The organism is Vibrio sp. Vb339 (genome assembly GCF_902751245.1).
Taxonomy (GTDB): domain Bacteria; phylum Pseudomonadota; class Gammaproteobacteria; order Enterobacterales; family Vibrionaceae; genus Vibrio; species Vibrio coralliirubri.
In genome coordinates this window covers 57405-83448 of the sequence record NZ_CADDIS010000003.1, presented here as the reverse complement: position 1 = coordinate 83448, position 26044 = coordinate 57405, and the positions used below count along the sequence as shown (strand labels likewise).

Sequence of the window (26044 nt, the reverse complement as noted above, 5' to 3'; positions counted from 1 at the left end):
CCAGCCTCAGAACGAACGCCTAAGTACTGGTTGTCATGATCATTAGAATATTTATGTGTTGAGCATGTGAAACGCCGCATCTCAAAAAGCAATGCAATAGAGCCCGTTACTGCTGAGTTAAAACCACACAGAAAACATGACTTAATTGTTACACTTTGAAATACATTGTTACATTTGGCGCATTATGAAGAGTTGAATTTGAAAGCTCACCAAACAAACTTGGAAACTAACCTTCCATTTATGGATGCGAAAACTAAGAAGCAGAAGACGATTCAGACACACACCCATAGCGTGCTACATGGGTGAGGCCAGTGCTGACAAGGGATTTAGAAAAAGCAGATAAACACTCGCGCGTCACCACAGCTCAGAGCCAGTTCAAGGTACATTAGAAAGAGCGAATAAATAGAAGTGTGACGCCCATCAAGATTGTGAATTCACATACCATTTACAAGGTATTCACTGGTTAGATTATTCAAAATACCCACTCATTCACCAGCAAGATAACCAAGCATTCATCGATGTACTACTGTGACGAATTGAAAGAATATTATGACTAACAGAAAGGATAATTTGACTAATTGAGAACGTTATAGCGGTGAAAAGAACAACACAATGGTAGGAATTGGGATGAATTTATCGAGAATAACAACACCATAATCGAGCCAGATACGGCTCGATTATGGGCAATTGAAAAGCAGTTAAATTAAAAAACAGTTATGCCGCTTGAGTCGCGATGGTTTTTCGCTGATTTCTAGTCATCAAATGATAAACCACAGGCACAAAGTAGAACGAGATAAGCGTGGTTAACACAGTACCACCCACAATCGCGACCGCAAACGGAGGCCAGAAACCACCACCAGCAATGATCAGTGGCATAAAGCCGCCCACGGTTGTGATCGTGGTTGAGCTGATATGGCGAGTACACGACATCACAGCTTCTACCACCGCATCCACATTGCCTGATGAAGCCTCTTTATCGAGTTTCAATTCGGTCAGAATCACGATGGCCGCGTTAATCGCTAAACCCGCAATCCCGAGCATTGCGATAATCACCGTAAAGCCGAACGGATAACCGAAAGTCCAAACAGATAATAACCCTAGACCACCCGCCAATCCTGCAACCATGAAGATGATGCTACTCATTCGGAACGAGTTGAATGACATCACCACCACCAGCACCATCAATACCACCACGACTGCGACATTCGAGATGAGGCTGTTGACTGAATTATCTCGTTCAGCGGATTCGCCACCAAAACCAATCGTATAGCCCGATGGCATCTGATAGCTTTCTAGGCGTTTTTGGAATTCATTGAGCACAGTTTGAGGTAAGACACCCGCTTCAATATAACCCTCAATGGTATTCACACGTTGCCCATTACGGCGGGTTATTGCACCTCGACTTGTGGTCAGTTCAAGCTCAGCCAAAGTAGACACATTGATACCCGTAGAATAGACATCAGAGCTTATCGGCAAGCGAATATTACTCAAGTGCGCTAGGTTCTCACGCGCATCATCCGCAACACGAACACGGATTGGCACCGACTCACTGCCCTCAATCACAGAGCCACTTTCACGACCTGTCAACGTAGTTTGCAGCATACCTGCGAACTGGTTCAATGAAATACCATTCAGTTTTGCGGTGTCTTCATCGACCTTCAACCACACCTTCGGCGTGCCCGGTTGCAGCGTTTCCCTTGTGTGCGTGACATGAGGGACACCCGCCAGAATCAAGCGTACATCTTCACCAATCGCTTTTAGGGTATCGAGGTTTTCACCATAAACACGCAGTTCAACGGGCGCAGTAAATGGAGGTCCTTGGTTAAGCTTACGTACCAAGATTTGTGCTTCAGGAACCTCTTCATCCAACACCTTTTGCAACTGTGGAATTAGCGCATTGGCTTGGTCAAAGTTCTCTGTTTTCACCATCGCTTGCGAGAAGTATGGCGCATTATTTTGCCTTGCTTGCAGGTTGTAATAGAAGGATGGGAAGTTTGCGCCCACTAGCCAATCGATACGCTCCACTTCGGGGTAACGATGAATGATGTCGTCTATTTTTTCAGAAGTGTTTTTGGTGGCGTAAATGCTCGCTTGAGGTGGCATATACACCTGAATCTCAAACATATCTCGGTCTGATGGCGGGAAGAATTGCTCTGTCAGCTGAGACATACTCCAGTAACCAGTAAACGGAACCAACAACACCAAAGCAATCGTGATGATTGGATGCGTGACGCCAAAGCGAACAGAAGATGAGAACCAGCGCGTCAAAGCCGGGATTCTCAAACCCGTCATGTACCAATGGTGCTGCCCTTTATTGTCGACATCACTGAGTTGTTTCGGCAATAGCTTGGTCGCTAAGCCTGCGATTAAGGTGTGCGAGATGATGTAAGAGCCGATCAATGAGAAAGAAACGGTAATCGCAATACCACCGACAAATTCACCCGATGCCCCCGGCATCAAAATAATCGGGGCAAACGCCAACACGGTGGTTAAGGTTGAACCTAATAACGGCACCCATAAATGCTTCAATGCGTTCATGGTTGCTTCAGCTCGCTGTTGCCCTTTCAAGCGATACGCTTGAATGGTATCGACCATCACCACCGCGTTATCAACCATAATACCGAGCGCGACTATTAAGCCCGTCACCGACATCTGGTTGATAGGCACACCGGTCATCTTCATGATCGACAGCGTAAGAAGTGAAGTCAGTGGCAGAGAAATCGCCACCAATATTGCAGCGCGCACACCTAAGGTCACGAACAATACAATCAAAATCAAGCCAAAACCGATCATCAAGCTTTTGCCTAAATCGTCTAAGCGGGTTTCGGTATAACCTTGCTGATTAAATAACACCGTCACCTTAACGTTACTTGGTAACTCTTGTTCAAACTTGCCAATCAGAGCATTAGCTCGCGACGTCCAGTTATCAACTCGCAGATCAGGATGCATTCTTGCCGCGACAATCACACCCGGCTCACCATCAATAATCGCAATTTGGTCTTGCGGGGTTTTCTCACCACGTTTCACAGACGCAATATCTTCCATGCGGATGATGTGACCATTGCTGTCAGTGGCAATTGGGACTTGCTTGATACGTTCAATGGAGTCCAGTTCCGACTCAATTTCCAAACCAAAACGGGAATAGGCACTGACCAGTTCACCCGCAGAGTTCTTGGCGTCTGCCCCTTCGAGCGATTCAGCGATATTGGCACTTGAACGCCCTAAAGCAGCGGCATCGGCAGTACGTAAACTGATTTGAATCTCTTCTTGCGGCATCCCGTATTCATCTACGAATTCGGTACCCGACAAGGTTCGCAACCGCTTGGCGAGCTCTTTGGCATAACGGCCCAAAGTTAATCTGTCAGGCTCGCCTGCACCAGACCAAGTTAGAGATGCGATGGTCGTGAAAGCATAGGTATGGTCGCTATCGAGATCGGGAGATTGAGAGCCCGCAGGCAAAATGGATTCGATGTCAGACAGCTTGTCACGAGCTTGGGACCAGACGGGTTCTGGCTCGGTGATGGTGTCGTTAAGTTCTAGCGTGACAATTGAGACGCTCGGCCTAGAGGTCGAACTCACCAATTTAACTTCACTCAGTTCACGCAGCTTATTCTCGATAACTTCTGTTACCAAGGTTTCAACACGCTCGGCACTGGCGCCGGGGAAACTGGTGGTAATGTTCGCGTAACGGTTGATGATTACTGGGTCTTCTGCACGTGGCAACGTCATGAACGCAGAAATACCACTCACCATCAGCAGTGCTGTCATCAAGATAAGCAGTCGCGTGTTGGAAATAGTCTCTATAATTTTCATACTATTACCTACTCAGCCGCGCTGACTGGTTTCACGATTTGTCCCGGAACTAAGCGATGTAAGCCACTGGCAATCACTTGTTCACCGTCTTCAATCGCCCCACTCACATACGCTTGTTGATTGTTGGCAAACAGAACCTGAACACTTCTACGTTCAACCTTGTCATCTTCACCAATCACAAAGATGTTCCACACACCGCGCAATCCATCAATCAAACCTGTTAATGGCACCCAGTAGCCTTGCTCTTCAATCTGTTCATCAAATTTAAGGTAGGCCAGTTGCCCTTCTAATACCGACGATTTTTCAGGGAATAGGTAACGCAAACCGACACTGCGAGATTGAGTGTCGACCATTGCGCCGGGATTCAATAGCTCCACGGCATAATCTGTGCGCCCAACTCGGATGTTAGGCGAAGAAAGTGAGGTGACTTTTTGCATTTGGTGAGCAGGAATACCGATGAAGGCCTCTTTGCCCTCAGAAGCAAGCAGTGTAAGGGTTGGATTACCGACATTCACCACATCTCCGAGCGAGACAAAGCGTGTCGCGATAGTGCCAGAATAAGGCGCAAGCACTGTCGATTTCACCAATTTCAATTCGTTGCCTTTTACCGATGCATCGATACGTAACAAGTTAGCCTGCAATACGCGTTGCTCACTGGTGAGAGAATCAATCTCCGCTTCGGCACTGAAGCCTTTCGCTTTCAACGAACGTTGACGCTTTAAGTTAGCAGCCACAAGACTCAACTGAGCTTTCACTTCTTCAGCCTGCGCTTTCAGTTGGCTAGACTCGGTTTCCAAAAGTTGAGTATCCAATCTGATCAACGGCTGACCCGTTGTGACTGTGTCACCGACATCCACCAGAGTCTCATTGACCTTGCCTGCCAATTCAAAACCCAAGTTCGCCTGTTGACCCGCCTTTACCACACCGACATATTCACGTTGTACTGCATACGATGGAGAGCGTTCCAAAGCGACAGTTTCTACTGTTAAGACTGTCGACGCTGCACTATTCGATTCCACTGCAGCATTATCTGCATCGGATGCTGTCTCGGCTTGTGTATTTTCACCACACCCGACAAGAAGAGTCGACAACGCCACTGCTACTGCGCTTCCCTTCATCAATTTATACATACTTCCTGTTCCTATGCGGTACTCATCATGTTCTTTTTTTAGACTAACCAAACCAAACTAGACTGTCTAGTTTGATTATGTTAAAAATAAGTTTCATGGTTAATGATTGATAAAACCATCACAAAAAGCATAATGCTTAGCGCCAAATGAGATACCTATTACTGAGTACAATAGGCATTAAGCAAAGAGACAAGCTAGGTAACGCCCCAACACCAAGTAACGAGAAGCAAGCACGTGACAAAAATCATCAAGAGTGAACAGAAGAGATCGCAGATCTTAACCGCAGCAAGTAAACTTTTCTCTGAACATGGCTTCAAGATCAATATGGATCAAATAGCCAAAGCAGCGAACGTTTCCAAGCAAACGGTCTACTCTCACTTTAAAAACAAAGACGAGCTTTTCGAAACCTGCATGCAAACCAAGTGTGCCGAGCGCGAACTCAGCCCTTCTGCTTTTGATATGAATGCCACTTTGGAAGACGAGTTGGTGAAATTTGGTGTGAAGTTTCAAGATTTGTTACTTGATGAGCAGTCCAGACAGACCTTTCAAAATGCGGTTAGCCAATCCAACACGCACCCAGAGATCGCCTCTATCTATTTAGAGACCGGCCCTCAAAAAACCACCAAGTTACTCGCCGATTACCTGCAATCGAAAATAGATTCTGGTGACCTTACTCTGTCGACGTCTAGCTCACCGATCCTTGCAGCAAGACAGCTACTGTTGATGTTCCATGGTAAGTCGGCGTATTGGGGATTCTTCGGACACGAAAGCGGTGAGTCTGAGCAAGAGAGACTCCTATACACCAAAGAGTGTGTCGCGCTGTTCTTAAACGGCAATCAGCCTCGTTAGTCTTAAATATTTAACCGTTAGCCAGCCATAGAAGCTGACTCAAGCAGCAGTTCATAGAAACGTTTTGCGGCAGGGCCTGTCTTAGCCCCTTTTGGCAGAGTCAGGTGCAGCGGAACGTGATATCCACTGCCATTTTCGACATTGAGCACCGTCAGCTTGTTCCCACCTCGACTTTCCACAATGTGCTTTGGTAATCGGCAATAACCCACGCCCTGCTCTACCGCGCCAAACGCATGGTCGAAATTATCCACCGTAATACGCTGACTCGACTTCAACCAACCCACATCCTGTTTGTTGCCTTGGCTTTTAGCGCCTTGACTGGATCGTGCACCTAAATCCCTCACCACAATTTGCGGCAAAGACGACAGTTGATTCAACGACACAGAAGCAGCACTTGCTAACGGATGTGAACTCGCAACAACAGGCTCCATCATCGTAAAACCAAAAGCCTCAGCAGAATAATTAGTGATAGGCAGATTGATGATGGCAACGTCGGCGAGTTCTTGAGTGACCATTTCAGTCGTCTTAGACAATGACGTTTCCATCACTTGAATTGATGTGGTGCTGTTCTCCGCCATAAATTGCGCCATCGGTCTGTATAAACGTTCAAGACAACACAGATGATCCACGGCGACCACGATTTCAGATTCGACGCCTTTCGCCAGCTGTTCACTGATAAGTTCCAACTCTCTCGCCTGTTCCAACATGCTGCTTGCACGGCGCAACAATGATTTACCATCTTCCGATAGCACCGCCCGACGCCCTTCAACCTGCACCAAAGACACACCCAATTGATCCTCCAATTTTCTCAAAGCATAAATCAGCGTGGTATGGCTCTTATTCAATTGCACTGCCGCCGCCTGAATGCTGCCTGCACGGTCAATTTCGTAAAGCGTTTGCCATTGGTCTAGGGTGGTCTTTAATCTCATCGGTCTAAAATCCTGACAGTTAATGGCAATATTATGAACTTTTCTGTCTGTTTTTTACAGGTAATATCTATTCCAACAGGCAATCAAGCCCCCTATGTTTTGCGAAATGACCATCAGTCTCAGCGCAATACCAAGTAACTGTTTGGAGAAATAACCATGAAATTATTACAAGTCGATTTTGAATTTTCAGGCCCATTTGGTGAAGAGATGTCGAACGCGCTCGTTGACCTAGCAAAGTCTATTAACAACGAACCGGGTATGATCTGGAAAATCTGGACAGAAAACGAAGCTGAAAAACTGGGCGGTGGTGTCTATCTTTTTGAAGACCAACTCAGTGCAGAGACGTACCTAGCGATGCATAGCGCTCGCCTTAAACAGATGGGTGTCGACGAAGTACGTGGTGTGATTTTTGACGTGAACCAGCCTTTAACTACCATTAACAAAGGCCCAATCAACGCTTAATGCATCGCTCATTCACTCACTCAAGTATTGAGCAAAGAGACAGATTAGCAATATCACCAAGTTGAAAAAGAGAGCGACACAATGAACAACAAAACATTCTTGAGCCTACACGGCATCATTTACGCAGGGTTTGCCTTCGCGCTGTTTTTCCTACCCCCCCTTATGTGGTCAATGTACGGCGTAGAGATCAATGATAAGTACGCGTACTTTCTCTCTCAACACACCAGTATATTTTTGGGTGGTATCGCAGCGATAAGCTGGTTGCTAAGAGACATTGAACCCGGCGTATCCGCCAAAAAGCTCATCCAAGGTTTGGTTGTGACCAATATGCTGGGTGCCATCATCACCTTGTATGCCGCGTTTACAGGCATTTTTGTTGGTTTTGGTTGGAGTGATCCTGCGTTCTTCCTTTCACTATCGGTGCTCAGCGTGTTGCAGGTTCGTCGACAAGGCTAGTTCATACAAAACCAAACCAATAAAAAAGGAACAGATGCACTCATCATCTGTTCCTTTTTCTCAATCAACTATCGTTAACCTAGCGCGTTCAGCTTATTTGCTGTGCTCAACGTAAATCAATTCATCAGTGTTGAAGCCACGCTCTTTAGACATGCTTTTGAACTTCTCCATCACCTCTGGCGCAACCTCTGGCGTTCTTGAAAGCAGCCATAAGTAATCAGTATCTGGACCTGAAACAAACGCGTATTGGTAACCCTCTTTGTCCAATTCAAACACCACATAAGCGCCGTAGAAAGGGCCAAAGAAAGACACTTTCAAATAGCCTTGTTCGCTGCCTTCAACAAAGTACGCTTTGCCTTCCGCTTCGTTCCACTCACCTTCTTCCGCCGAATAACCACGATTAATCACCTTCACGCCGCCATCATCACGCAGGCTGTACTCAGCACTGATGTTGTCTAAGCCACGCTCAAACGAGTGATCCAAACGAGCCACTTCGTACCATTTCCCTAGGTATCGATCCAACTCGAACTGTTGAACGGGCTTAACCGTTTCGGGCATGCCAACACAACCACCCAATAAGATCACGCTAAGCAGCAATAATATTTTTTTCATCCTAACCTCGACTTGTTTTTATTAGTAATGCGAGTAAGTCTCGTGAAAACATAAACTTACATCCTTGGTAATACGTTAAATCCATTTTTATAGTTCACTTAACTGTAATTTATTCAGAATCTTATGTGAATCGTTTAGTCTGCGAATGAATCAATGACGTTTCATTGCTATTCGATATTGAGTCGGCGTCACCTGTTTATAGGATTTAAACTGACGATTGAAGTTGGCTTGGTTGTCGTATCCCACTTTCTCCAAGATCAAACTGACAGGCAATGAGGTATTAATCAGCAAGTCGCACGCAACATTCAATCGGATCTTTTTAAGCCGTTGACTGAAGCTCTCTTTATAGTGCTTTTGAAATAAATGCCTAACACTGCTCTCACTGATGTATAGGTGACTGGCTAAATCGTTAATCGAGATATCTTGAATAAAGTGATTCATTAAGAAAGCTTCGACCTTATCTAGGTTATCGCTGATCTCATCACCTTCATTGTCCTTAAAAATCGGGTTAATTAACTGCACCACCTCTTGGTCATCAAGTAATACCGAAAACAACGAGAATAAGGTGAGTAATTGTTGGTGTGGTGGTTTCTCCATCACCCTGTCTAACAATTCAGTCGCCTTCTCTGCCGAACTAGGAGAGAACTGCAATCCTTTCTTTGAGCCTTCCAGCAGTGCACGCAAAGGTTCAAGCTCTCGACAACTGGCTATCAATGGCTCTATCCAGTCTTTACGAAACCAAATCACATGCGTTTCACATACTCGTTGGTCATCCGTGTTGTCGTCCGAATAAATAGCATGAGGCAAGTCCGGCCCAACCAAAATCATATGGTTATGGAACACATCGCTTTGGTGATGCCCAATAAAACCATGGCCAGTAAAGTGACGATGAATCGCTATCTCATACTCTTCGTGCCGATGCCAACCATAGCTTTTACTGTTCTCGACAATTTTCTTATAGCGCCAAGACATGCCAACTCGTTGTGGCACTTTTTCCAAGTAACCTTTCATTACGATACTCAATGACCTTTTAATATTGAAAGTATACGTAACAAACCACCCAAATCAGCACATTGGCTGAAAAGTATTGAACATTGCGCTGACGGTACTCTTCTCTTCGTCTCCGATAAATATACTGCAAGTGAACTTAATCAGGAGAGCAACTATGGACACTTTATTATTAAAAATTCGCGATATGATTCTTGCCACACGTCAGCAGTGGATCGGCGAGATCACCTACAGCCACAATATTAAGGGTGACCATACCTGGAAACTCTATGGCTATAACTCTTATGACGAATATAAGAAAGATCTACGTAAGAGCCTAAGACAAGAGTCGTGATGAAAGGCTTATTCAAACCACAATTTATTGATTAATCGCGGTTTTTATTTGTCATTCATGTAGAGTTTCACACTTGCCACTCGCTTTCTATACTTATTAAACAGTGGAACATGGAAGACATAATAATGAACAAAAAGCTCACTCTGCCACGCACTGCATGGATAGCATTACTCACAAGCTTATCGGCCGTAGCGCCGGTGCTTGCACAAGCCAACACTATTGTTCAAACACAGACAGCAGTTCAAGCGCAAACAGCCGTTAAAAGCCAAAGTGCTGACCAAATTTTTACCAATGCAGATATATATGGGCATCGCGAGTCAGACTCGATCGTTACCCATAACGGCAAGATCATCTTCATCGGTAACCAATCACAGGCGCAAACTTTTCAAGGACAAAGCACAGATGTCATTGATCTAGGCAATGCCTTTGTCTTGCCGGGATTTATTGATAACCACAATCATGTGTTTGAAGCCGCCTCAGAGCTGGGTGGCAATTGTGAACTCGACTCTGAAGCAACATTAGAAGAGCAAATCCCTTACTTAGAAGCATGTAAAATCAATGCTGATACCGATGGCAGAGGTTGGCTAATGGGTTATGGTTTTTCTTTGGAAGCGACGCTCGATAGCGACTCTGACTACACGCCACTAGAGATCATCGATAGTATCTTCCCAGATCGCCCAGTGGTGATCATGGAGCAAACTTCACACTCGATGTGGGTCAACTCAAAAGCACTAAAAATCGCTCGAATCAGCCAACAATCTCCAGACCCACAAGGCGGTGTTTATTTAAAAGACCAAGACAGTGGCAAGCTCAATGGCATCTTATTAGACAATGCTGGCGATCAAGTGATGGAGATGGCTTGGAACAGCCAAAGCGACCTGTTTGAGCAAAGCTACCAAGGGTTAATGTTCGGACTTGAGGAAGCGGCAGCCCACGGCATCACAACCATTGGTGACGGTCGCATGTATTGGAAACGAGGTTGGTATGACGTTTGGTTAGAGGCCGAGCAAAATCAAGACTTAACGGCGCGTGTGTCGCTGCGCCCTTGGGTGTATCCATCAATGGCGATACCTTCTCAATTAGAAGTCTTTGAGAAGATGTATTCCGACGATAAAAGTCGTCTGCTACTTGTCGATCAGGTGAAAATGTACAGTGATGGCATCTTCATCAACGGCACCGCCAAAACGCTCGCACCCTACTTAGATACTTATCTACCCCTGTCTCCTAATGGCTTGAACTATATTCCGCCGGAACAAATGAAAGAGTGGCTAACTGCGCTCGAAAAAATAGGGTTTAGCGCCCACATTCATGCCATTGGTGATGGCGCAGTTCGTGAATCGCTTGATGCGATAGAAAGCATTCGCAAACAAGGTTCAACCAAGCCCTACACCCTAACCCATGTCGAATTAATCAATGATGAAGATGTGCCACGTTTTCGCCAATTAGACGTAACCGCAGATTTCCAAGTCGGCTCTGATTACGTTGCAAGGCATCAACACCAATGGGCCGAAGCTTTCCTTGGTGCTCGCCGTGCCAAAGCCATGATGAACCTCGATGCAATACTCAAGACCGACGCGAATATCACCTTAAGCAGTGACTGGAACGTACACGACATCAACCCATTGGTCGGCATCGCGAACAGCTTAATCATGGGCAAAACCGGCCTAACCGATATCTATACCGCGATCGACGCTTACACGCTTAATGCAGCCAAAAGTCTTGGGATTGAAGACGTAACAGGCTCTATTGAGGTAGGGAAATCCGCTGATTTCGCCATTCTCGACCGAGACATCACCACAGTTTCAGCAAGACAAATCGCTAAGACTCAAGTGTTGATGACGGTGTTACGAGGAGATGTGGTTTATGAAAAATAGAGCCAACCGGCGCATCGAATTAGTTATCGCAACTCAAACGAAAACGAGCCCGCTTATTCAGCTGGCTCGTCTGTTATTCACATCTGTATTTTATTTTGTGTTACGCGCTGGTCTCTTTAAGCGCTTTCACATTTGAATCTTGTTTATCATCCAGAGCAAAGTAGATCTTCGATACAATCACTTCAGCAACCAGAATCGTAAATACCACCGCGAAGAACGCTACCACACCGCCCCAAGGGCCAGTAAAGCTCACCTTGTCACCGAACAATAGGTTAATCGCTTCTAACATCACGAATTTTGAGCCCACCAAGATAATGTAAGTGGTGATTGCTCGGTACACCTTAGGCGCGGTGCCCGGCTTGCTTTTGAAGTGCTCGGCAATCTTGTGCTCTAAACCAATAGAGAGCTTCAACAACAACTGCAACAACAACGCCGCGATCAAAGAGATAGTGAAAGACTCAATGTTGACGAAGTCCCAGTACTCATCGAAGAAGTTAAGTACTACTAAGTCCACCAGCACGGCTAACGTGTAACCTACGAATAGACGTTGTGGTGTGTTGAACCCGTAAACTTTGTCTGATTTAGTCATTCTGTCTCTCTCTAATCTAATTTGATAAGTCGCCTTGATTTGAAATACATCTTAGCGTTCGAATCGAAGCAAAACTTACCATTTCATGACACCGCCAACATTCATTTCTCAAATTAATGATTCAACAGAAATCCCCCTTGCCTCTCTTATAGCAATAGCAAAAACACACCCAATTCATCACTGTCACCAAATGGCCATTCTTCAAATGCTGCGCCCCATAAGATGACTCCATCAGCGACACACACTCATTTCCAAAAGGTGCAGACTATGAAAAAGCTAATCACTAACGCGAACGTATTTAACGGTGTTGATAACAACTTAATCGAGAACGTATCAATCCTCATCGAAGATAACTTGATCACTCAGATTGGAGAGATTGACCCAACGATTGCCGATGAAACGATTGATGCTCAAGGCGGTACGGTCATGCCAGGCCTGATTGATGCGCACGTTCATATCACGCTCTCTGCCTCTTTTAATGTGATTGATACCATGACGCGTGAAGAAGTGGCGATTCGCTCAGCGAAGATTTCAGAAGAGATGTTAATGCGCGGTTTTACTACCATTCGCGACGTGGCGGGTAATACGCTTGGCCTTAAAAACAGTATCGACAACGGCTATGCCACTGGCCCACGTATTCTTCCTTCAATGGCGGCTATCTCGCAAACCTGTGGTCACTCTGATTACCGTCAAAACCAAGCACAAGAGCGTTTAGCTAACGGGCATGAAGATTCACCAATGATGAAGCTTGGCGCAATGAAAGTGGCAGATGGTCGTTCAGAAGTCTTAAAAGCGGTTCGCGAACAGTTATTCATGGGCGCTTCTCAAATCAAGATCATGGCGGGTGGTGGCGCTTCTTCAACCTTCGACCCACTAGACACATTGCAATTCACATCTGAAGAGATGAAAGCGGCGGTAGATGCCGCTTCCGATTACGGCACTTATGTTGCCGCGCACATCCACACCTCTGATGCGATGCGCCGAGCGGCAGAAGCGGGCGTGATGTCTTTCGAACATGCGACCATCATGGACGACGACATTGCCGAGATCATTAAAGAGAAAGGCATTTGGGTGATTCCTTCTTACTTTACCTCTTCATTGATTGCAGAGCGTAAGATCCCGCTGCCGAATGAGGAGACATACCGCAAAACAGAACGCGTAGGCAAAGCCATGTTCAAGTCAGCAGAACTGATTAAGAAATACGACATTCAGAACATTGCTTTTGGTACTGACTGTGTGGGTGAAACCAACGTTCATGCGACACAATTGAATGAACTTGGTGCGATTGAGCAAGTATTCGATACCATCACCGCACTTCGCATGGCGACATCAAACTGTGGTCGCTTGTTCGAAATGTCGACTTACCAACACCCATACCAAGAAGGCAAGTTAGGTCAGATCGTTGAAGGTGCTTATGCCGACCTATTGATCATCGATGGCAACCCACTGGAAAGTGTTGCGTGTGTGGCGAACACAGAGACACAAAAACTGATCATGAAAGACGGTAAGGTGTACAAAAACACGCTTTAACCTCGAAAAGCGCTCGTCCCTTAACCGCAAAACAACACATCTAAAGCAAATAACCGAGATGACTAACTTGGTTGTTTGCTTTTTTTTGGATCGCCTAAAGCTGATCTCACCTTCCATTGAAAATCTTAGATATCCAATTCACTCAATAAAAAATATAAATTCACTGCCATGCTACGAGTTATTTTCCACGCGATAAATTAATTTACATTTACGTATTAACAACCATAAGAAAATTAAAAATAGAATATCAAACTGTAAAAATGCAGTATAAAATCCTCTGATTATTTCTAAAAAAACACAGAGGAAATGGAATTATTTCAGCATAGATAGCTCTAACTAAATGTTAAGTGATAATTTATCTGGAGGTGCTATTTTAATATAAATTTGTCAACCCCACGCCCTTAAATTGCACATAAGACAATTTAGAAAAGTAAATACTATTAATCATTTTTTTGTAATCAGGAATTAACAATGAGACTGTTGTTGTACTCGACATGTGGTGTTCTGAGTTTTCTAGGCATATTTGGACTAGCTGCGTTATACATTGTTTATTAATTTACAAACTACTTCTGTAAATTAATAAACAAATAAGAAAAAGCCCTAATCAATAGGGCTTTTTATCCATCAGAAATAATAATTAAGTTATCGTAAATTTATTCTATTTACTTTTCTCTTCTAGCTTAGCCTTTACTATTGGATATAGTTTTTCGTATGGTAAGTAACCGGGGATCAATGTTCCATCAATGAGCATCGCTGGTGTACCTCGAACACCCAACCTCGTAAACAAGTTATAGTTTTCAGCAACTTCAATCGCTATTTCACTGTCTGAAGAAACGTAATCGGTGGCTTTGTTCTTCTTCGCTACTTTCATTATCGAACGAACGTTGTGAATGCCAGGCTTACTGATCAACATCTCTTCAACTGCTTTGTATTTTTCTTTGTCATTGTTCCAGACATTGAGTCCAAAGGTTGCTGAGTTCAGTGGTGAATCTCTCTCCTTTAGAGGGATATAAATATTTATCACCTTGATGTCATTAGGAAACTCATCCGCTATTTTCCGAAGAACAGGATCTAACTTTTTACACCACGGGCAACTAAAATCAGTCATGTTTACGACCGTCAGCTTTGGATGTTCGGAACCATACCAAGGGTGGTGTGGATTGTTATAAATAAAGTCATGGCTCTCGGCCAACGTTTTATCGAAACTACTTTGTTGATCTATGTAAGCAGCCAGACTGTCATGAACCGAATCGATAATACCTTCATTCGTTTCTAACATTTGCGTTATCTCGGCAATCTTTTCTTGTTTTGTCATTGCGTAAGTGACAGGAGAGAAAGCCAGTGTAACTAATAATGTGATGATGCTTTTTGTTATGAATTTCATATTTTCCCCATTAATACTTAGCTAACCAAAGTCGGGCTGCGATGCCTATTGGCGTAGTAATTCCTGAAGTAACACTAGTTACTTTTCCATCATTAATAACAATGAGTGTTGGCGTTAAGGAGATCCCCCAATCGCGTGCTATTTTTCCTTCAGTATCATTAATGTTGTCGTAGCTATACCCTTTAGCATTCATGTAACGTCGAACTCTTTCATCCTTACCCGAAGTCAGTGATACACCAACGACGGGATAGCTTGATGAAAACCAATCAACCACTGGCGTCACAAATTTGCAGGCCACGCACCATGTCGTCCAAAAATAAACTAATACCGGCTCTTTCTTACTCATTTCAATTACATCTATCGGTTTACCGGATAACGACATTCCGACCATTAGCGGAACGTTCTGCATTGGAACGTCTTTTGTACGCCAATAATCAACACCAAAGACCACGACCGCCGCGAACAAGGTATACAGTAATGCCGATCTCAACTTCTGCTTTTTAGTCTGAGGTTTTGCCTTAGATTTTGTTCTAATCATTCGTCATCACCTCTTGCCTTCTCAATGGCTTCCATCACCGCATCACTGGTTAAGATGACAGGAAGCTCAATACCTTCTGGAGCATTAGGGCCATAAACCATATTGAACGGAACACCGAACCGGTTGTGATCTTGTAGGTATGACGTGACGCTATCACTCGGTACAGTCCAATCCCCCTCCATCGGCACTACATCACCTTCAGTCAATGCGCTGTAAACAGGATCTTGTAAGAGAACCCCGATCTTGTTTGCTTTACAAGTCACACACCAATCAGCAGTGACATCAACAAAAACCACTTGGCCATTAGCAACATGTTCATCAATGACTTCGGTAGACAACGCTTCCCACTCAGGTTCTGGTGGCAGCATTTTAGATGTTGCTTTCTCGACAAATAACGAGGCAGAGATAACACTCAACAGCAGCAAGGCAACAGCACCCGCAGTCTTGATTCCATGCACTTGAACCAACCTGACAAGTAATAGGCAAACACTGACTGCCAATATTGCGTATAACCACAATTGAGGGACATGAGGTCGAAGCAAGCTAAAGAGCCAAACGCTAGTGATTAGCATCATTCCGCCGAACAGGTATTTAACACGGTTCATCCATGCCCCGGGTTTAGGCAACGCCAAAGCTATCGATGGGAATGCAGCAACGATAATCCATGGAAGCGCCATACCAACGGCAAGAGCTGTGAAAATACCAAACATCGTCGGGATAGTAGTTGCGAGAGCAAAGGCGACGGCTGTTCCAAGAAATGGAGCAGAGCATGGCGTAGCCAATAGCGTTGCGAACATACCTTGAGTAAAGTGTCCGACGTAGCTACTGTCGCCCTTGGTTGCCATCCATGTATTTGCATTCGATGAAAGACGGATTTCGAAAAGCCCTAACATATTGGCGCTGAACAGAGCGGTGACGATAAACATCCCACCGATAAACCAACCGTTTTGGAACTGAATTCCCCAACCGATAACGCTGCCTGAAACTTTTAACACAGCCAAGAAAGTGGCTATTAACCAGAAGGATGCGAGGATGCCACTTGCAGATGCAAGGAATTGGAACCTAACTTGTTTTCTTGCCATTCCTTGAGCAGAAATAACCCCACTCAGTTTCATTCCAAGCACAGGGAATACACAGGGCATGATATTGAGAATCAACCCACCTAATAGCGCTAAAAGCACCATACTTATCATAGAGCTGTTGCCCACAATGCCATTGGTAACAGTGGTTGAATATTCTGTGATGAAGTCTTTGTCTTTGATGCTTACACGGATGTGCTGGTTGTTAAGATCGGGTGTGCCCATCCAGCTACTTACATCGTAAGTCGCAATGACTTGGTTACCTTCAATTTCAATGTGAGGAATACCAAAGTCAGCATCTTGCATTTCATCTGAATCACCATCCACGATTACATCGGGTGCAGTCCAGTCAATTTGATGTGTAGCAATAACTTGAAGTTGCGACTTGCGAGCATCCCAAATCGTAGATGTACCTTCTACAAGCGGTGAATCTTTCGGCACTTCACTCATTGCTTTGGCGTAGACAAGCATCGCGTCGTTATCCACGGTCATCTCACTTGGGTTAAACACCAAGTTGATATCAAAATCCGTGAGAATACATATGGTGGTGCATGAAGACATCGTCAGCACAGCATTAAGCTCAACAGGTTTGTTCATATCATCAATATGAAGATTCATCGGGAAGATGATGTTGTGCTTGTAACCTAGCGTATCTATGCCGAGCAAATTGAAGCGTTGGGGAAACTTCCAAAACCATTGCAGTTGCGAAACGTTCTTAGAGTTGGCCCATTTGATTTTGGGCGCAATGCCTCCTTCACCAGGACTTCTCCAGTAAGTTTTCCATTCATCAGAAAGGTTCACTTCCAGATAACCCGCCGCGGTTTTATCTTCTTTATTAATTTGTCCTGTCATGACAAAACGCGTTTCTACATACGGATGTAACTTGTCTTGCATCCAACCCGTTGTAACAGGAGTCATCGATTCGCTCGCACTTGCGTTCACAGTGAATGTTGAACACAGTGCAACGAATAGCCAAAGCACAACAAAGTGCAATGACATTTTGCTTTTAGGCATGTCTAATTTTTCCTTAAAAAATGAATAATATGAGTGTTAGTTAAACGCTCTTATTCTCATTCTTTAAAGACACAGACCTTGAGATGGATGCGCCTACCCTTGTGAAGGATTGGCTCAGTGAATGGAGGGAAATACGGGACAGTACTTAGCAGCCACAATACGACTACAACGAGTATGAAGTACGTGAATATAGCTTGATCATTGACTTGGTGGTGATCAAAATTTATCAGGTGTTCTGATAACTCACATTTGTGGACGGATTGGTCGTCTTGAGATTGAGATGCACCCTTGATAAAACCGCCACCATCATCAATCTTGTTTACCTGCAGGACATTAGAAATCGCAGAATCACTGTTTTCATAGTTTACTTTGCAACCTTGGATAAAACTCATATTACTGGCGAGACAGAAACAGATAACCCAACCCACTAATAATAGTGCGCTACGAGTTAGCTGGTGTGTGTTTCGACTTGAGATCATATCTAAACTGCAGATGTCTTGTGATGGTAAACGTAGCAATACGACTTAACTAAAATGATAAAGTTCAATTTTTTTCGCATGGCCGATAATTTCCATGAATCAAAGCGGTTGAGAATGGCAAAAATCGTATACCAACAATCAGTATCGAAAAGACAATCTCTATAGCACATCGGCATCAGCCATAGCGCTGTCGAGCTGCATGGAATAAATAAACTCGAATCAAAACAGGACATGATCAAGAGCACGTATGACCTAACTCTCTGTTTTCTTGCTAGTATTAAATTCATGCTGTTTGTTTATGTATAAGATTTGTTGATTGAAGGACGAAGCTTGTTGATATGGGGATGAGATTGGAATGAAACGATTACTGACTGCACGCTTACTCAGTACAGTGCTGTTACTCAGTTCAGTGCTATCAGGGTGCAGTAACTTTAGAAACCTATCTAATGAGATACAAGCTATCGACTCCATAACCAATCAGTACACCATCACCTTAAGTCAACCGGCCTCCGGCTCTGCCGTGGTGATTGAACAAATCAAAGACATCAATAAAAGCGAAGTGGATGGCTACGATGGCATTATAGACAGCGACAGTATTCACTTACATGTATCAAATAACATCCATTACCTACTCGTCTTTGAAGATAAGAATCAAGACCTAAACCTACAAGCTGATGAAGCATTCAGTGTGGTTAACCTGCGCGATCACCAAGACAAATCGACAATCGAAGTATCACTTGCCATTAATGAGAGTGATGCCCCAAGAGCGTTTGTTGATCGTTCATTGTCCTCACTATTGAAAATAGAGTTAGACCTCGTCGATATAGGCACCGTGGTGGATTTAACAGATCCCCCTTTTGAAAAAGGGAATGCAAAACTCGGTATGTGGCAGCCGCTGACCTTCTTACTTGAAGATAATGCAGGGCTCTATTTTCTATCTGAATATGACCCAAATAAAATCCCAATCCTATTCGTACATGGAATCAATTCAACGGCTTTAGATTTCGCCCCTTTCATTGAAAAAGTGGACCAATCTAAATACCAAATATGGGTATTTAACTACCCTTCAGGCCTGTCTCTGTCTTTGAATTCGAAAGGCTTAAATAACCTATTCCATACAGTTGTGACTGAATATAAGATCCAACAGTTGCATGTTGTTGCCCACAGTATGGGTGGCTTGATCGTGACTAACAGTATTCGTCAGTGTCGCATTGGGCAGTTATGTGATTTTATTAGCAGCGTAACCACCATCTCTTCGCCGTTTGGTGGTGTAGAGTCAGCTAAGCAAGGGGTTGAATACTCTCCCGTGGTAATGCCTGCATGGGTTGATTTAAACCCAGACGGTCAATTTATTAGCGACTTATTTGTTGAAAACAATGAAATCCACATTCCCCACTTTTTAGCCTTTGGCTATAACTCGGGCGATCTATTTAATACCAACAGTAACGATGGCGTCATCAATTTATCAAGCCAGTTGTCACGCCCCGCTCAATTGAATGCCGACCAAATTCGTGGTTACAACGAAAACCATCTCAGTATTTTAGATAATGATGACCTGTTTGAAGACCTGTCGAGCTTTTGGCTAACAGCAGAGCAATAACCCCTCCCTATACATAACCCGACAAACCAGTTGGCGTGAATGGTATGAACATTGGCGGTATTTGCACTGCAAGCCAACACACCAATCTTTATTCTACTCCCATAAATCAGCACATGGAGTGACGCTAAGCCTAGCGAGCTAGGTTTCGAAACAAGGATAGTGACTTTCTAACTTGGGATAGAAACGATGACTATCAATGAATTAAAACGCAGAGATTTTTTCAAAGTTATGGGGAAAGGTGCAGTTTCAGCTGCGGCAATCTCTCTGCCTACCTTAGCGAATGCAACGCCAACTTCGCCAACCAATTTGCCTTCAGATCACCAAACCGTTGACTCGCCACTGGATGCGACTGAGATGGCGAATCTGATAAGAGACAGAAAAGCCTCGCCAAAAGAATTCGCACAAGAAGCCATCTATAAAATTCGCCAGACAAACGATCAGGTTAATGCGGTTGTTTCTGAGTGCTTTGACTTAGCGCTAGAGCGGGCAAACTCATTTAACCCGAACTCACCCTTTGCCGGCGTGCCTTTCTTGGTGAAAGACTGCGTTGATGTTGCTGGGCTTGAATGCACCATGGGTTCGAAGCTAAACCAAGGCAGAAAACCCAACGCGACCTCTTGGTTTATTCGAGCGACTCAAAATGCAGGGCTGAACACCATTGGCATGACGAACATCCCTGAGATGATGACACTAGGCTGCACACAGAACTCCCTTTATGGCGCGACGCGCAACCCATGGGATCTAAGCCGAGGTGTTCACTCATCGACTGGCGGTGGCGCAGCGGCGATTGCAGCTGGCTATGTACCCTTAGTGCACTCTACTGATGGTGGCGGTTCTTCTCGTATGCCCGCTTCGGCGACTGGAATCTTTGGTTTTAAGCCAAGCCGAGAATCTTTGATATCAGGGCTAACTGACGGCTCAACAAACGAAGGTTTTACTCATCAATCGTTTATGTCGAGAACCGTTCGTGACGCTGCTTTGGCAGTTTCAGTCACAGAGCATCATACAAAAAATAACTTTGAGACGCCTTTTCCTCGAACTCCAATAGGAATGGTTAATGCTTCTCTTAACCGTCCGATAAAGATTGGCGTCACCCTCAAAGATATCCACGGCAGGCTTCCCGATGAAGATACGCTCGCAGCCATTCGTTCTACGGTCTCTTTGCTCGAAAGCCTTGGGCATATCGTTATCGAAATTGAGCAACCAATCCAAGATGGCGATGTGTTCATGCGTAACTACATGGGCGTATTTGGCAACAAGATGGCAAGCTTTGCAGAGCAATTCGACCGCTTAGGTATGCCGCTAGAATCGATGCCAGACAAAGTGAGCGATAACGTCATCTATTTAGCTCGCACGATGCAAGATCGCTTAAAAGCCACTCCTAGCTTGTATATAGACTCTCAAGAACGATGCCGAAACTTCGCGATCAATCACAACCAAGAGTTCTTTAAAAACATCGACATTTGGCTCACCCCTTGTGCAAACCATGTTCCTTTGGACATCGAATATTTCGACCAGAAAGTGCACTCCGGCAAAGATATATGGGCACGTTCAGAGAAATTGATGTCCTACACGCCAATCGAAAACGTGGCTGGCAATCCGGCGATGTCGGTTCCCTTGTATTGGAACAAACAGAACCTTCCTGTCGGTAGCCACTTTTCCGCAGCAAGAGGCAACGACCGCCTGCTATTTGAATTGGCCTATCAACTAGAACACGCCAAGCCTTGGGCAAACAGAAAAGCCCCGATTGCGCTTTAAAAAGCAATTCACTTTCAAAACAGTTCAATTTAGAAAACCATTTAAGTACGAGTCTTTTGATGAAACATATTATTTTCCTATTCTTGGCAAGCCTGACGCTTGCGCCACACTCATTCGCAGCTCTAGCACCAAGCGAAGGCTTCAGTGGCAACATGACCTTCCTAACTGGCTTCACCGCAAACTCAAGTAACCTCGATGTTGGTCAAAGCATCCATCAATCTCAAGCTGATTTAACGTCGTCGGGTAACACGGAAGCCGAGGGAATGGTCGCGGTTTTGGGTTCGGTGCAATACACCTTTGGCGCTTTGAATCACAAACAGTTTTTCTTAGGTACCTCAAGAGACGACATCATCACTGGTACGCTGGCATTTGAAATTGGATATAGACAGCAAGTCGAAAGCGGCATGGTGGTCGATTTTTCTATCTTGCCGACTCTGATATCTGGCGAAGTGTGGGATGACCCTTATGCTATTGACTCAAATAGGAAAGAAACCGACCTCAATGGCACTGTGGTTCGAATGCAGCTTTCAAGAATAATGGGCTCAAACTTTAATCTCGATGTCGCTTCTGGTGAGTCAGACGTTAAAAAAGAAAACACCGGCCTAAAGGGGATTGGATTAACCGAAGAAGAACGCACATTGATGATTCGAGAACGAAAGTACTTTTATCTCAAGTCTGGTTACCAGTACTTCTTAAAAGATGGATCAGGCATTCTCACGCCTTCAATGAATGTTTTCTCTTCAGATTCTGAGGGTGATGCACTATCGTTCTTGAGCCTTGGCGCGGAAATCAACCTAGCGAAAAGATACGGAAATCATGGTCTTGCTTTAACACTCAATGCAGCAAAACGCAGCTATGATAAAGAGAACCCAATCTTTAATAAGACACGTGAAGACAAAGACTTTGGCGCCTTCGTTGCCTATGAATATGCCAATATTTTTGATGCGAAAAACTGGTCTCTGGTATCACTGCTCGGCGCCAAGACAACGAATTCAAACATTGAGTATTACCAATCATCGCAATATGTGGTTTCAGTCGGTGTTGATTACAAATTCTAAGATTGAACTGAGGTTTTCATTACTTGTAACCCGCAAACAAATCCTTTAATTTGGATATATTACCGAGAAGAACACTCTTCAATCGCCTGCAATAACAGGGAGTTATGGTGGAAAGTTTTAGTACTCAATTGCCCATATTTTGGTTTAAAACTTTAGATTCTGCTATTCAGACTAGAATTGGAGACAGCAGCGATATCTGGTCGGGAGCAGAGGTCTATAAACAACTGTGCTCCGCCGAATCGATCTCGGCTTATCAGCTTCAAACCGCCATCACCAACATCTACCAACGCTTTGATCATGAGCTGATTGACCTGTTTGATGAGTCCGCTCGCTACTTCGATGAGCTTGAAATGGGCGCGCCGGTAATGGCCATGCTCACCGCGCCAGATCTCGCCAGCTTTTGCCAACTGCTGAGTCGTTACTCCATTCATATACATCCGTTACTGAAAATTTTCAGTCGTGAAACAGAAAATGGTGAAGTCGAGCTTTGGGGAGTGACACCAGAGTACATTGATGAAACCACACTGATGACACACATCAGCTTGGGGCTCTATTTCAGTATTATGATCAAGCTCGTTCGCAGATACCTTAATGCGCCGAATCAAAAGCTCGCCATTCACATTCACAAAAACACCATCGGTGATGAGTTCTTGAGCATCTATGAGCGTGTCTTTAATGTTGAAATGAAGGAGGGCTTCCCCGCCCGCTATCTCCTTTTTCCTAACGATCTTGTCCAGGCAAAACCTCGTCAATTCCAAGCTGACTTTCATGCAGAGTTAGTACGAATCGCCGATCAACAGATGGAAAAAACGTTAAAAACTAACCTGATCTACAAAGTGAATGAAACGTTCAAAGTGCTCGCGGTGAAAGACACCAACCTAGATAGCGTGGCGAATAATCTTCATATCAGCCCTCGAACCCTGAATCGTAAGCTTAAACTACAAGGTGTGAGCTTTCGTCGTTTGTTCGATAAATACCGACTTGAACTGAGCATGACGTTACTGAATCAAAACGACGGCAATATTACCTATGTGGCTCACGAGCTTGGCTTCTCAGACTCGAGCGCATTCAGTCGAGCATTCAAAAACTGGACTGGACACTCTCCTACTGAACTCAGGTCGTAGGCTTACAGTGCCGGTTATGCCGCTACCACTAATGGGTGTGCCGGAAATCTAGACTAAAGATGGCTCCCTCTCTTTAGCCTACCCTTCCCATATACTTAAACTCGCCTCACTCCAATTTAAGGATCTTTAAAGATCTTGCGATCCTCAATTTTGTTGTATATTATCCACACACTAAATTACAGACCGGACAGTCGGTCTGTAAGGTAATTGAGTGAATTCCATGGATAAGAAGCAACAAGCAATCCAAGCCGCGATTGAATTATTCGCGACTCAAGGCTTTGAAAAAACGTCTATAGCACAAGTGTGTGAAACGGCAAAAGTATCGAAGGGCTTAGTTTTTCATCATTTCAAAAATAAAGATGACCTACTAAGACAAGTGTTTGTTCGTATGGCAGAGATCATTCGTGACGTCGACGAAAGTGTTGATCTGTCTAGTGAAGGAATGTCGGTAAAAGAGAAGTTCATTAACCTTATTGAACACATTTTCTTGTCGATGGCCGACCCACAACAAAAACTGTTTTATCAGTTGGATTACCAAGTGAAATGTCAGCCGTCGTTAAGGCTGATATTGAAAGACCTCTTGGATGAACGCTACCAACTGATGATGGATTCTTTTGAGACCATTCTATGTGACATCCAAAATGCCAACAGCATTGTCGATGGCCACATGTTAATCGCCGATATCGATGGTATCGCACTCAATTATTTGTTCTCGGATGGTGATTACCCGTTGAAACAAATTAAAGAACGCTTCATAGCTAAGTACTTACTGCTGCTGGATTTATAAGTACCTCGCTTAAAAGCTCAATAAAACGTTGTTGGCTATCTAAAGTAACTCTCTATCTAAAGTATCTATCAGAGAACGCTAGCAACAAATAATTTAAGTTAGGAATATTTAAAATGAAAACACCGTACCAAATTCAGTATGAAACCTTCGCAACAGCAGGCGGCCTTTATGATGAGCGACACGCAAAGCTGTATGCTGAATTTGCTGACGATCTAATTGCAGACGGCAGCTACTCTATCGTTTATGAAGGCGTGGCTCACGCATGCTACACCCCAATCACAGTAGACGCAGCGCCACACCTAAAATGCTACGTGGTGGCGCCTTTAGCCGTATTACCAGACTATCAACGCCAAGGCTACGCAACGCGCTTAATGGAAGAGGCTGAAAAGCAACTAAAGCCTGATGTGGTGTTTATTATGGGTGAAATCCACCACTATGCTAAACGATACAATACGCCTCACAAGGTAGGGCTTCCAGTAGAATCATTAGCACCACTAGAGAATTGGTTCGCGCTAGCGTTAACCGAAGGCGTACTAGACGGCGTGGGAGCATCGACATCAAGTATGACTGGCCCTTACACTCAACCGCATATATGGAGCCACCCTAGCGAACAAGTTTAAGACATATAATTAAAAGGGACCGGTATTTCTACCCGTCCCTTTTTGTTTTCGCTTGTGTCAGGCGTTACTTAAGCTTAAACACCAACACTTTGTTGTATGCCGTTACCATCAGTAAATCTTGCTGTTTCCCGCCAATTTCTAGGTTGCTGATATGGCCCGCATCGATAGCAATGAAGTCTATCTGCTTACCGTCTTTATCGAACACCCCCACGCCACCGTGCGCTGCAACAAATAGATTGTTATCGGCATCAACAGCGACGCCATCAACCATAGGTTCAGAGCCAGACTCCGCCTTGACCTGGGCAAACTGAGTCTTATTGCTGAGTGACTGTCCATCAACATCAAATCGGTATACCCAGCCATCAGATGTGTCGGCAACGTATAACGAAGATTCATCAGAAGAAAATGCGATGCCGTTTGGTAGCTTGAACTCTCCAGTGATCAACTTTAGATCACCATCTAAATAACGATAAACGCCATTAACCGGTTGCTCTGATTCTGCCTTTGCTGGGCCGTAACCTTGGATACCAAACGGAGGATCGGTAAACCACACGCTGCCATCGCTGTTAACGGTTAAATCGTTAGGACTATTAAGCAGCTTGCCGTTATACGTTGCAGCGACAATCACTTTCTCTCCGTTGCCCTCACGGTACGACAGCTTTCTATCATGGCGGGCAGCCCACAGGTTGCCTTTGGCATCAATATCGAGACCATTGGCATAGCCAGAATTGTCATCAAAAACGCTCAACTTGCCGTTAAGATCGTAAGAATAGGTTGTGTTATTTGGAATATCGCTAAACAAGAAACGTTGATGTTCCACATCCCATGTAGGGCCTTCAACAAAGCCAAATGAGTCTCCAACCAATGTTGGGTTGCTTTCTACAACAGAGGCAGCTGAAACATTCATAGAAGCAGCCATTGCAGCGGTAATAAGTAGTAATTTGTTCATTGTTCTTCTCCTTTCTGTTTACGTTTTGAATCTTAGTTTCTTGAAGGAGTGAGAAAAACAGTACAAAA

The 26044-nt window shown here is 44.4% G+C and carries 22 protein-coding genes; 12 read left to right on the top strand and 10 right to left on the bottom strand.

Annotation, left to right across the window (positions count from 1 at the left end):
- Positions 1–714 precede the first annotated feature (714 nt).
- Both HRQ85_RS16335 and HRQ85_RS16330 read right to left on the bottom strand, forming a co-directional pair.
- Entirely contained in the window at positions 715–3813 is a 3099-nt protein-coding gene (locus tag HRQ85_RS16335; RefSeq protein ID WP_172380136.1) for an efflux RND transporter permease subunit, read from the bottom strand.
- An 8-nt stretch (positions 3814–3821) separates the two neighbouring features.
- Positions 3822–4943 (bottom strand): efflux RND transporter periplasmic adaptor subunit, encoded by a 1122-nt coding sequence (locus HRQ85_RS16330; RefSeq protein WP_172380135.1) that lies wholly within the window; start codon positions 4941–4943, stop codon positions 3822–3824.
- Between the two features lie 234 nt (positions 4944–5177).
- Here HRQ85_RS16330 and HRQ85_RS16325 point away from each other — a divergent pair, with 234 nt between their 5' ends.
- Positions 5178–5792 (top strand): TetR/AcrR family transcriptional regulator, encoded by a 615-nt coding sequence (locus HRQ85_RS16325; RefSeq protein ID WP_048609339.1) that lies wholly within the window; start codon positions 5178–5180, stop codon positions 5790–5792.
- A gap of 17 nt (positions 5793–5809) precedes the next feature.
- On the opposite strand, the gene HRQ85_RS16320 is transcribed toward HRQ85_RS16325, so the two are convergent.
- The gene (locus HRQ85_RS16320; protein ID WP_048609338.1) at positions 5810–6721 is read right to left on the bottom strand and encodes a LysR family transcriptional regulator; all 912 of its coding nucleotides are present in this window, start codon (positions 6719–6721) and stop codon (positions 5810–5812) included.
- A 156-nt stretch (positions 6722–6877) separates the two neighbouring features.
- On the opposite strand from HRQ85_RS16320, the gene HRQ85_RS16315 reads away from it, so the two are divergent.
- Positions 6878–7183 carry a monooxygenase gene (locus tag HRQ85_RS16315; protein ID WP_172380134.1) on the top strand — a complete coding sequence of 102 codons (306 nt, stop codon included), beginning with the start codon at positions 6878–6880 and terminating at the stop codon, positions 7181–7183.
- A gap of 81 nt (positions 7184–7264) precedes the next feature.
- Complete coding sequence (locus HRQ85_RS16310; RefSeq protein ID WP_172380133.1) at positions 7265–7639, top strand: hypothetical protein; 375 nt, start codon at positions 7265–7267, stop codon at positions 7637–7639.
- Between the two features lie 93 nt (positions 7640–7732).
- Here HRQ85_RS16310 and HRQ85_RS16305 read toward each other — a convergent pair whose 3' ends face one another.
- Complete coding sequence (locus HRQ85_RS16305; protein WP_172380132.1) at positions 7733–8251, bottom strand: lipocalin family protein; 519 nt, start codon at positions 8249–8251, stop codon at positions 7733–7735.
- Positions 8252–8401: 150 nt separating this feature from the next.
- A complete protein-coding gene (locus tag HRQ85_RS16300; protein ID WP_172380131.1) occupies positions 8402–9262 on the bottom strand; it encodes a helix-turn-helix transcriptional regulator in 861 nt (286 codons plus the stop codon).
- A gap of 154 nt (positions 9263–9416) precedes the next feature.
- Here HRQ85_RS16300 and HRQ85_RS16295 point away from each other — a divergent pair, with 154 nt between their 5' ends.
- Both HRQ85_RS16295 and HRQ85_RS16290 read left to right on the top strand, forming a co-directional pair.
- Complete coding sequence (locus tag HRQ85_RS16295) at positions 9417–9593, top strand: hypothetical protein (RefSeq protein ID WP_172380130.1); 177 nt, start codon at positions 9417–9419, stop codon at positions 9591–9593.
- Positions 9594–9718: 125 nt separating this feature from the next.
- Positions 9719–11467: an amidohydrolase gene (locus tag HRQ85_RS16290; protein WP_172380129.1), complete on the top strand. Its 1749-nt coding sequence runs from the start codon at positions 9719–9721 to the stop codon at positions 11465–11467.
- Positions 11468–11567: 100 nt separating this feature from the next.
- Here the strand turns inward: HRQ85_RS16290 and HRQ85_RS16285 are convergent, their stop codons facing one another.
- Positions 11568–12056 carry a hypothetical protein gene (locus HRQ85_RS16285; protein ID WP_172380128.1) on the bottom strand — a complete coding sequence of 163 codons (489 nt, stop codon included), beginning with the start codon at positions 12054–12056 and terminating at the stop codon, positions 11568–11570.
- A 267-nt stretch (positions 12057–12323) separates the two neighbouring features.
- Between HRQ85_RS16285 and HRQ85_RS16280 the strand changes: the two genes are divergently transcribed.
- Entirely contained in the window at positions 12324–13586 is a 1263-nt protein-coding gene (locus HRQ85_RS16280; protein WP_172380127.1) for a metal-dependent hydrolase family protein, read from the top strand.
- A 658-nt stretch (positions 13587–14244) separates the two neighbouring features.
- On the opposite strand, the gene HRQ85_RS16275 is transcribed toward HRQ85_RS16280, so the two are convergent.
- The 3 genes from HRQ85_RS16275 to HRQ85_RS16265 are packed head-to-tail and all read right to left on the bottom strand — an operon-like array spanning position 14245 to position 17601.
- Complete coding sequence (locus tag HRQ85_RS16275) at positions 14245–14970, bottom strand: DsbA family protein (protein ID WP_172380126.1); 726 nt, start codon at positions 14968–14970, stop codon at positions 14245–14247.
- Positions 14971–14980: 10 nt separating this feature from the next.
- Complete coding sequence (locus HRQ85_RS16270; RefSeq protein WP_172380125.1) at positions 14981–15508, bottom strand: protein disulfide oxidoreductase; 528 nt, start codon at positions 15506–15508, stop codon at positions 14981–14983.
- Complete coding sequence (locus tag HRQ85_RS16265) at positions 15505–17601, bottom strand: protein-disulfide reductase DsbD family protein (RefSeq protein ID WP_172380124.1); 2097 nt, start codon at positions 17599–17601, stop codon at positions 15505–15507. Before HRQ85_RS16265 ends, HRQ85_RS16270 begins: the two co-directional genes overlap by 4 nt.
- 834 nt (positions 17602–18435) lie before the next feature.
- Between HRQ85_RS16265 and HRQ85_RS16260 the strand changes: the two genes are divergently transcribed.
- From HRQ85_RS16260 to HRQ85_RS16235, 6 genes are all read left to right on the top strand, one after another.
- A complete protein-coding gene (locus HRQ85_RS16260; RefSeq protein ID WP_172380123.1) occupies positions 18436–19680 on the top strand; it encodes a lipase family alpha/beta hydrolase in 1245 nt (414 codons plus the stop codon).
- 186 nt (positions 19681–19866) lie between these two features.
- Positions 19867–21438, top strand: coding sequence for an amidase (locus tag HRQ85_RS16255; protein WP_172380122.1), 1572 nt, complete (start codon positions 19867–19869; stop codon positions 21436–21438).
- Positions 21439–21497: 59 nt separating this feature from the next.
- Positions 21498–22496 (top strand): DUF2860 family protein, encoded by a 999-nt coding sequence (locus HRQ85_RS16250; RefSeq protein ID WP_172380121.1) that lies wholly within the window; start codon positions 21498–21500, stop codon positions 22494–22496.
- 104 nt (positions 22497–22600) lie between these two features.
- Positions 22601–23620: a helix-turn-helix domain-containing protein gene (locus HRQ85_RS16245; RefSeq protein ID WP_172380120.1), complete on the top strand. Its 1020-nt coding sequence runs from the start codon at positions 22601–22603 to the stop codon at positions 23618–23620.
- Positions 23621–23840: 220 nt separating this feature from the next.
- Positions 23841–24407 (top strand): TetR/AcrR family transcriptional regulator, encoded by a 567-nt coding sequence (locus HRQ85_RS16240; RefSeq protein WP_172380119.1) that lies wholly within the window; start codon positions 23841–23843, stop codon positions 24405–24407.
- A gap of 113 nt (positions 24408–24520) precedes the next feature.
- The gene (locus tag HRQ85_RS16235; RefSeq protein ID WP_172380118.1) at positions 24521–25027 is read left to right on the top strand and encodes a GNAT family N-acetyltransferase; all 507 of its coding nucleotides are present in this window, start codon (positions 24521–24523) and stop codon (positions 25025–25027) included.
- A gap of 64 nt (positions 25028–25091) precedes the next feature.
- Here HRQ85_RS16235 and HRQ85_RS16230 read toward each other — a convergent pair whose 3' ends face one another.
- Positions 25092–25976, bottom strand: coding sequence for an SMP-30/gluconolactonase/LRE family protein (locus tag HRQ85_RS16230; RefSeq protein WP_172380117.1), 885 nt, complete (start codon positions 25974–25976; stop codon positions 25092–25094).
- Between the last annotated feature and the right edge of the window lie 68 nt (positions 25977–26044).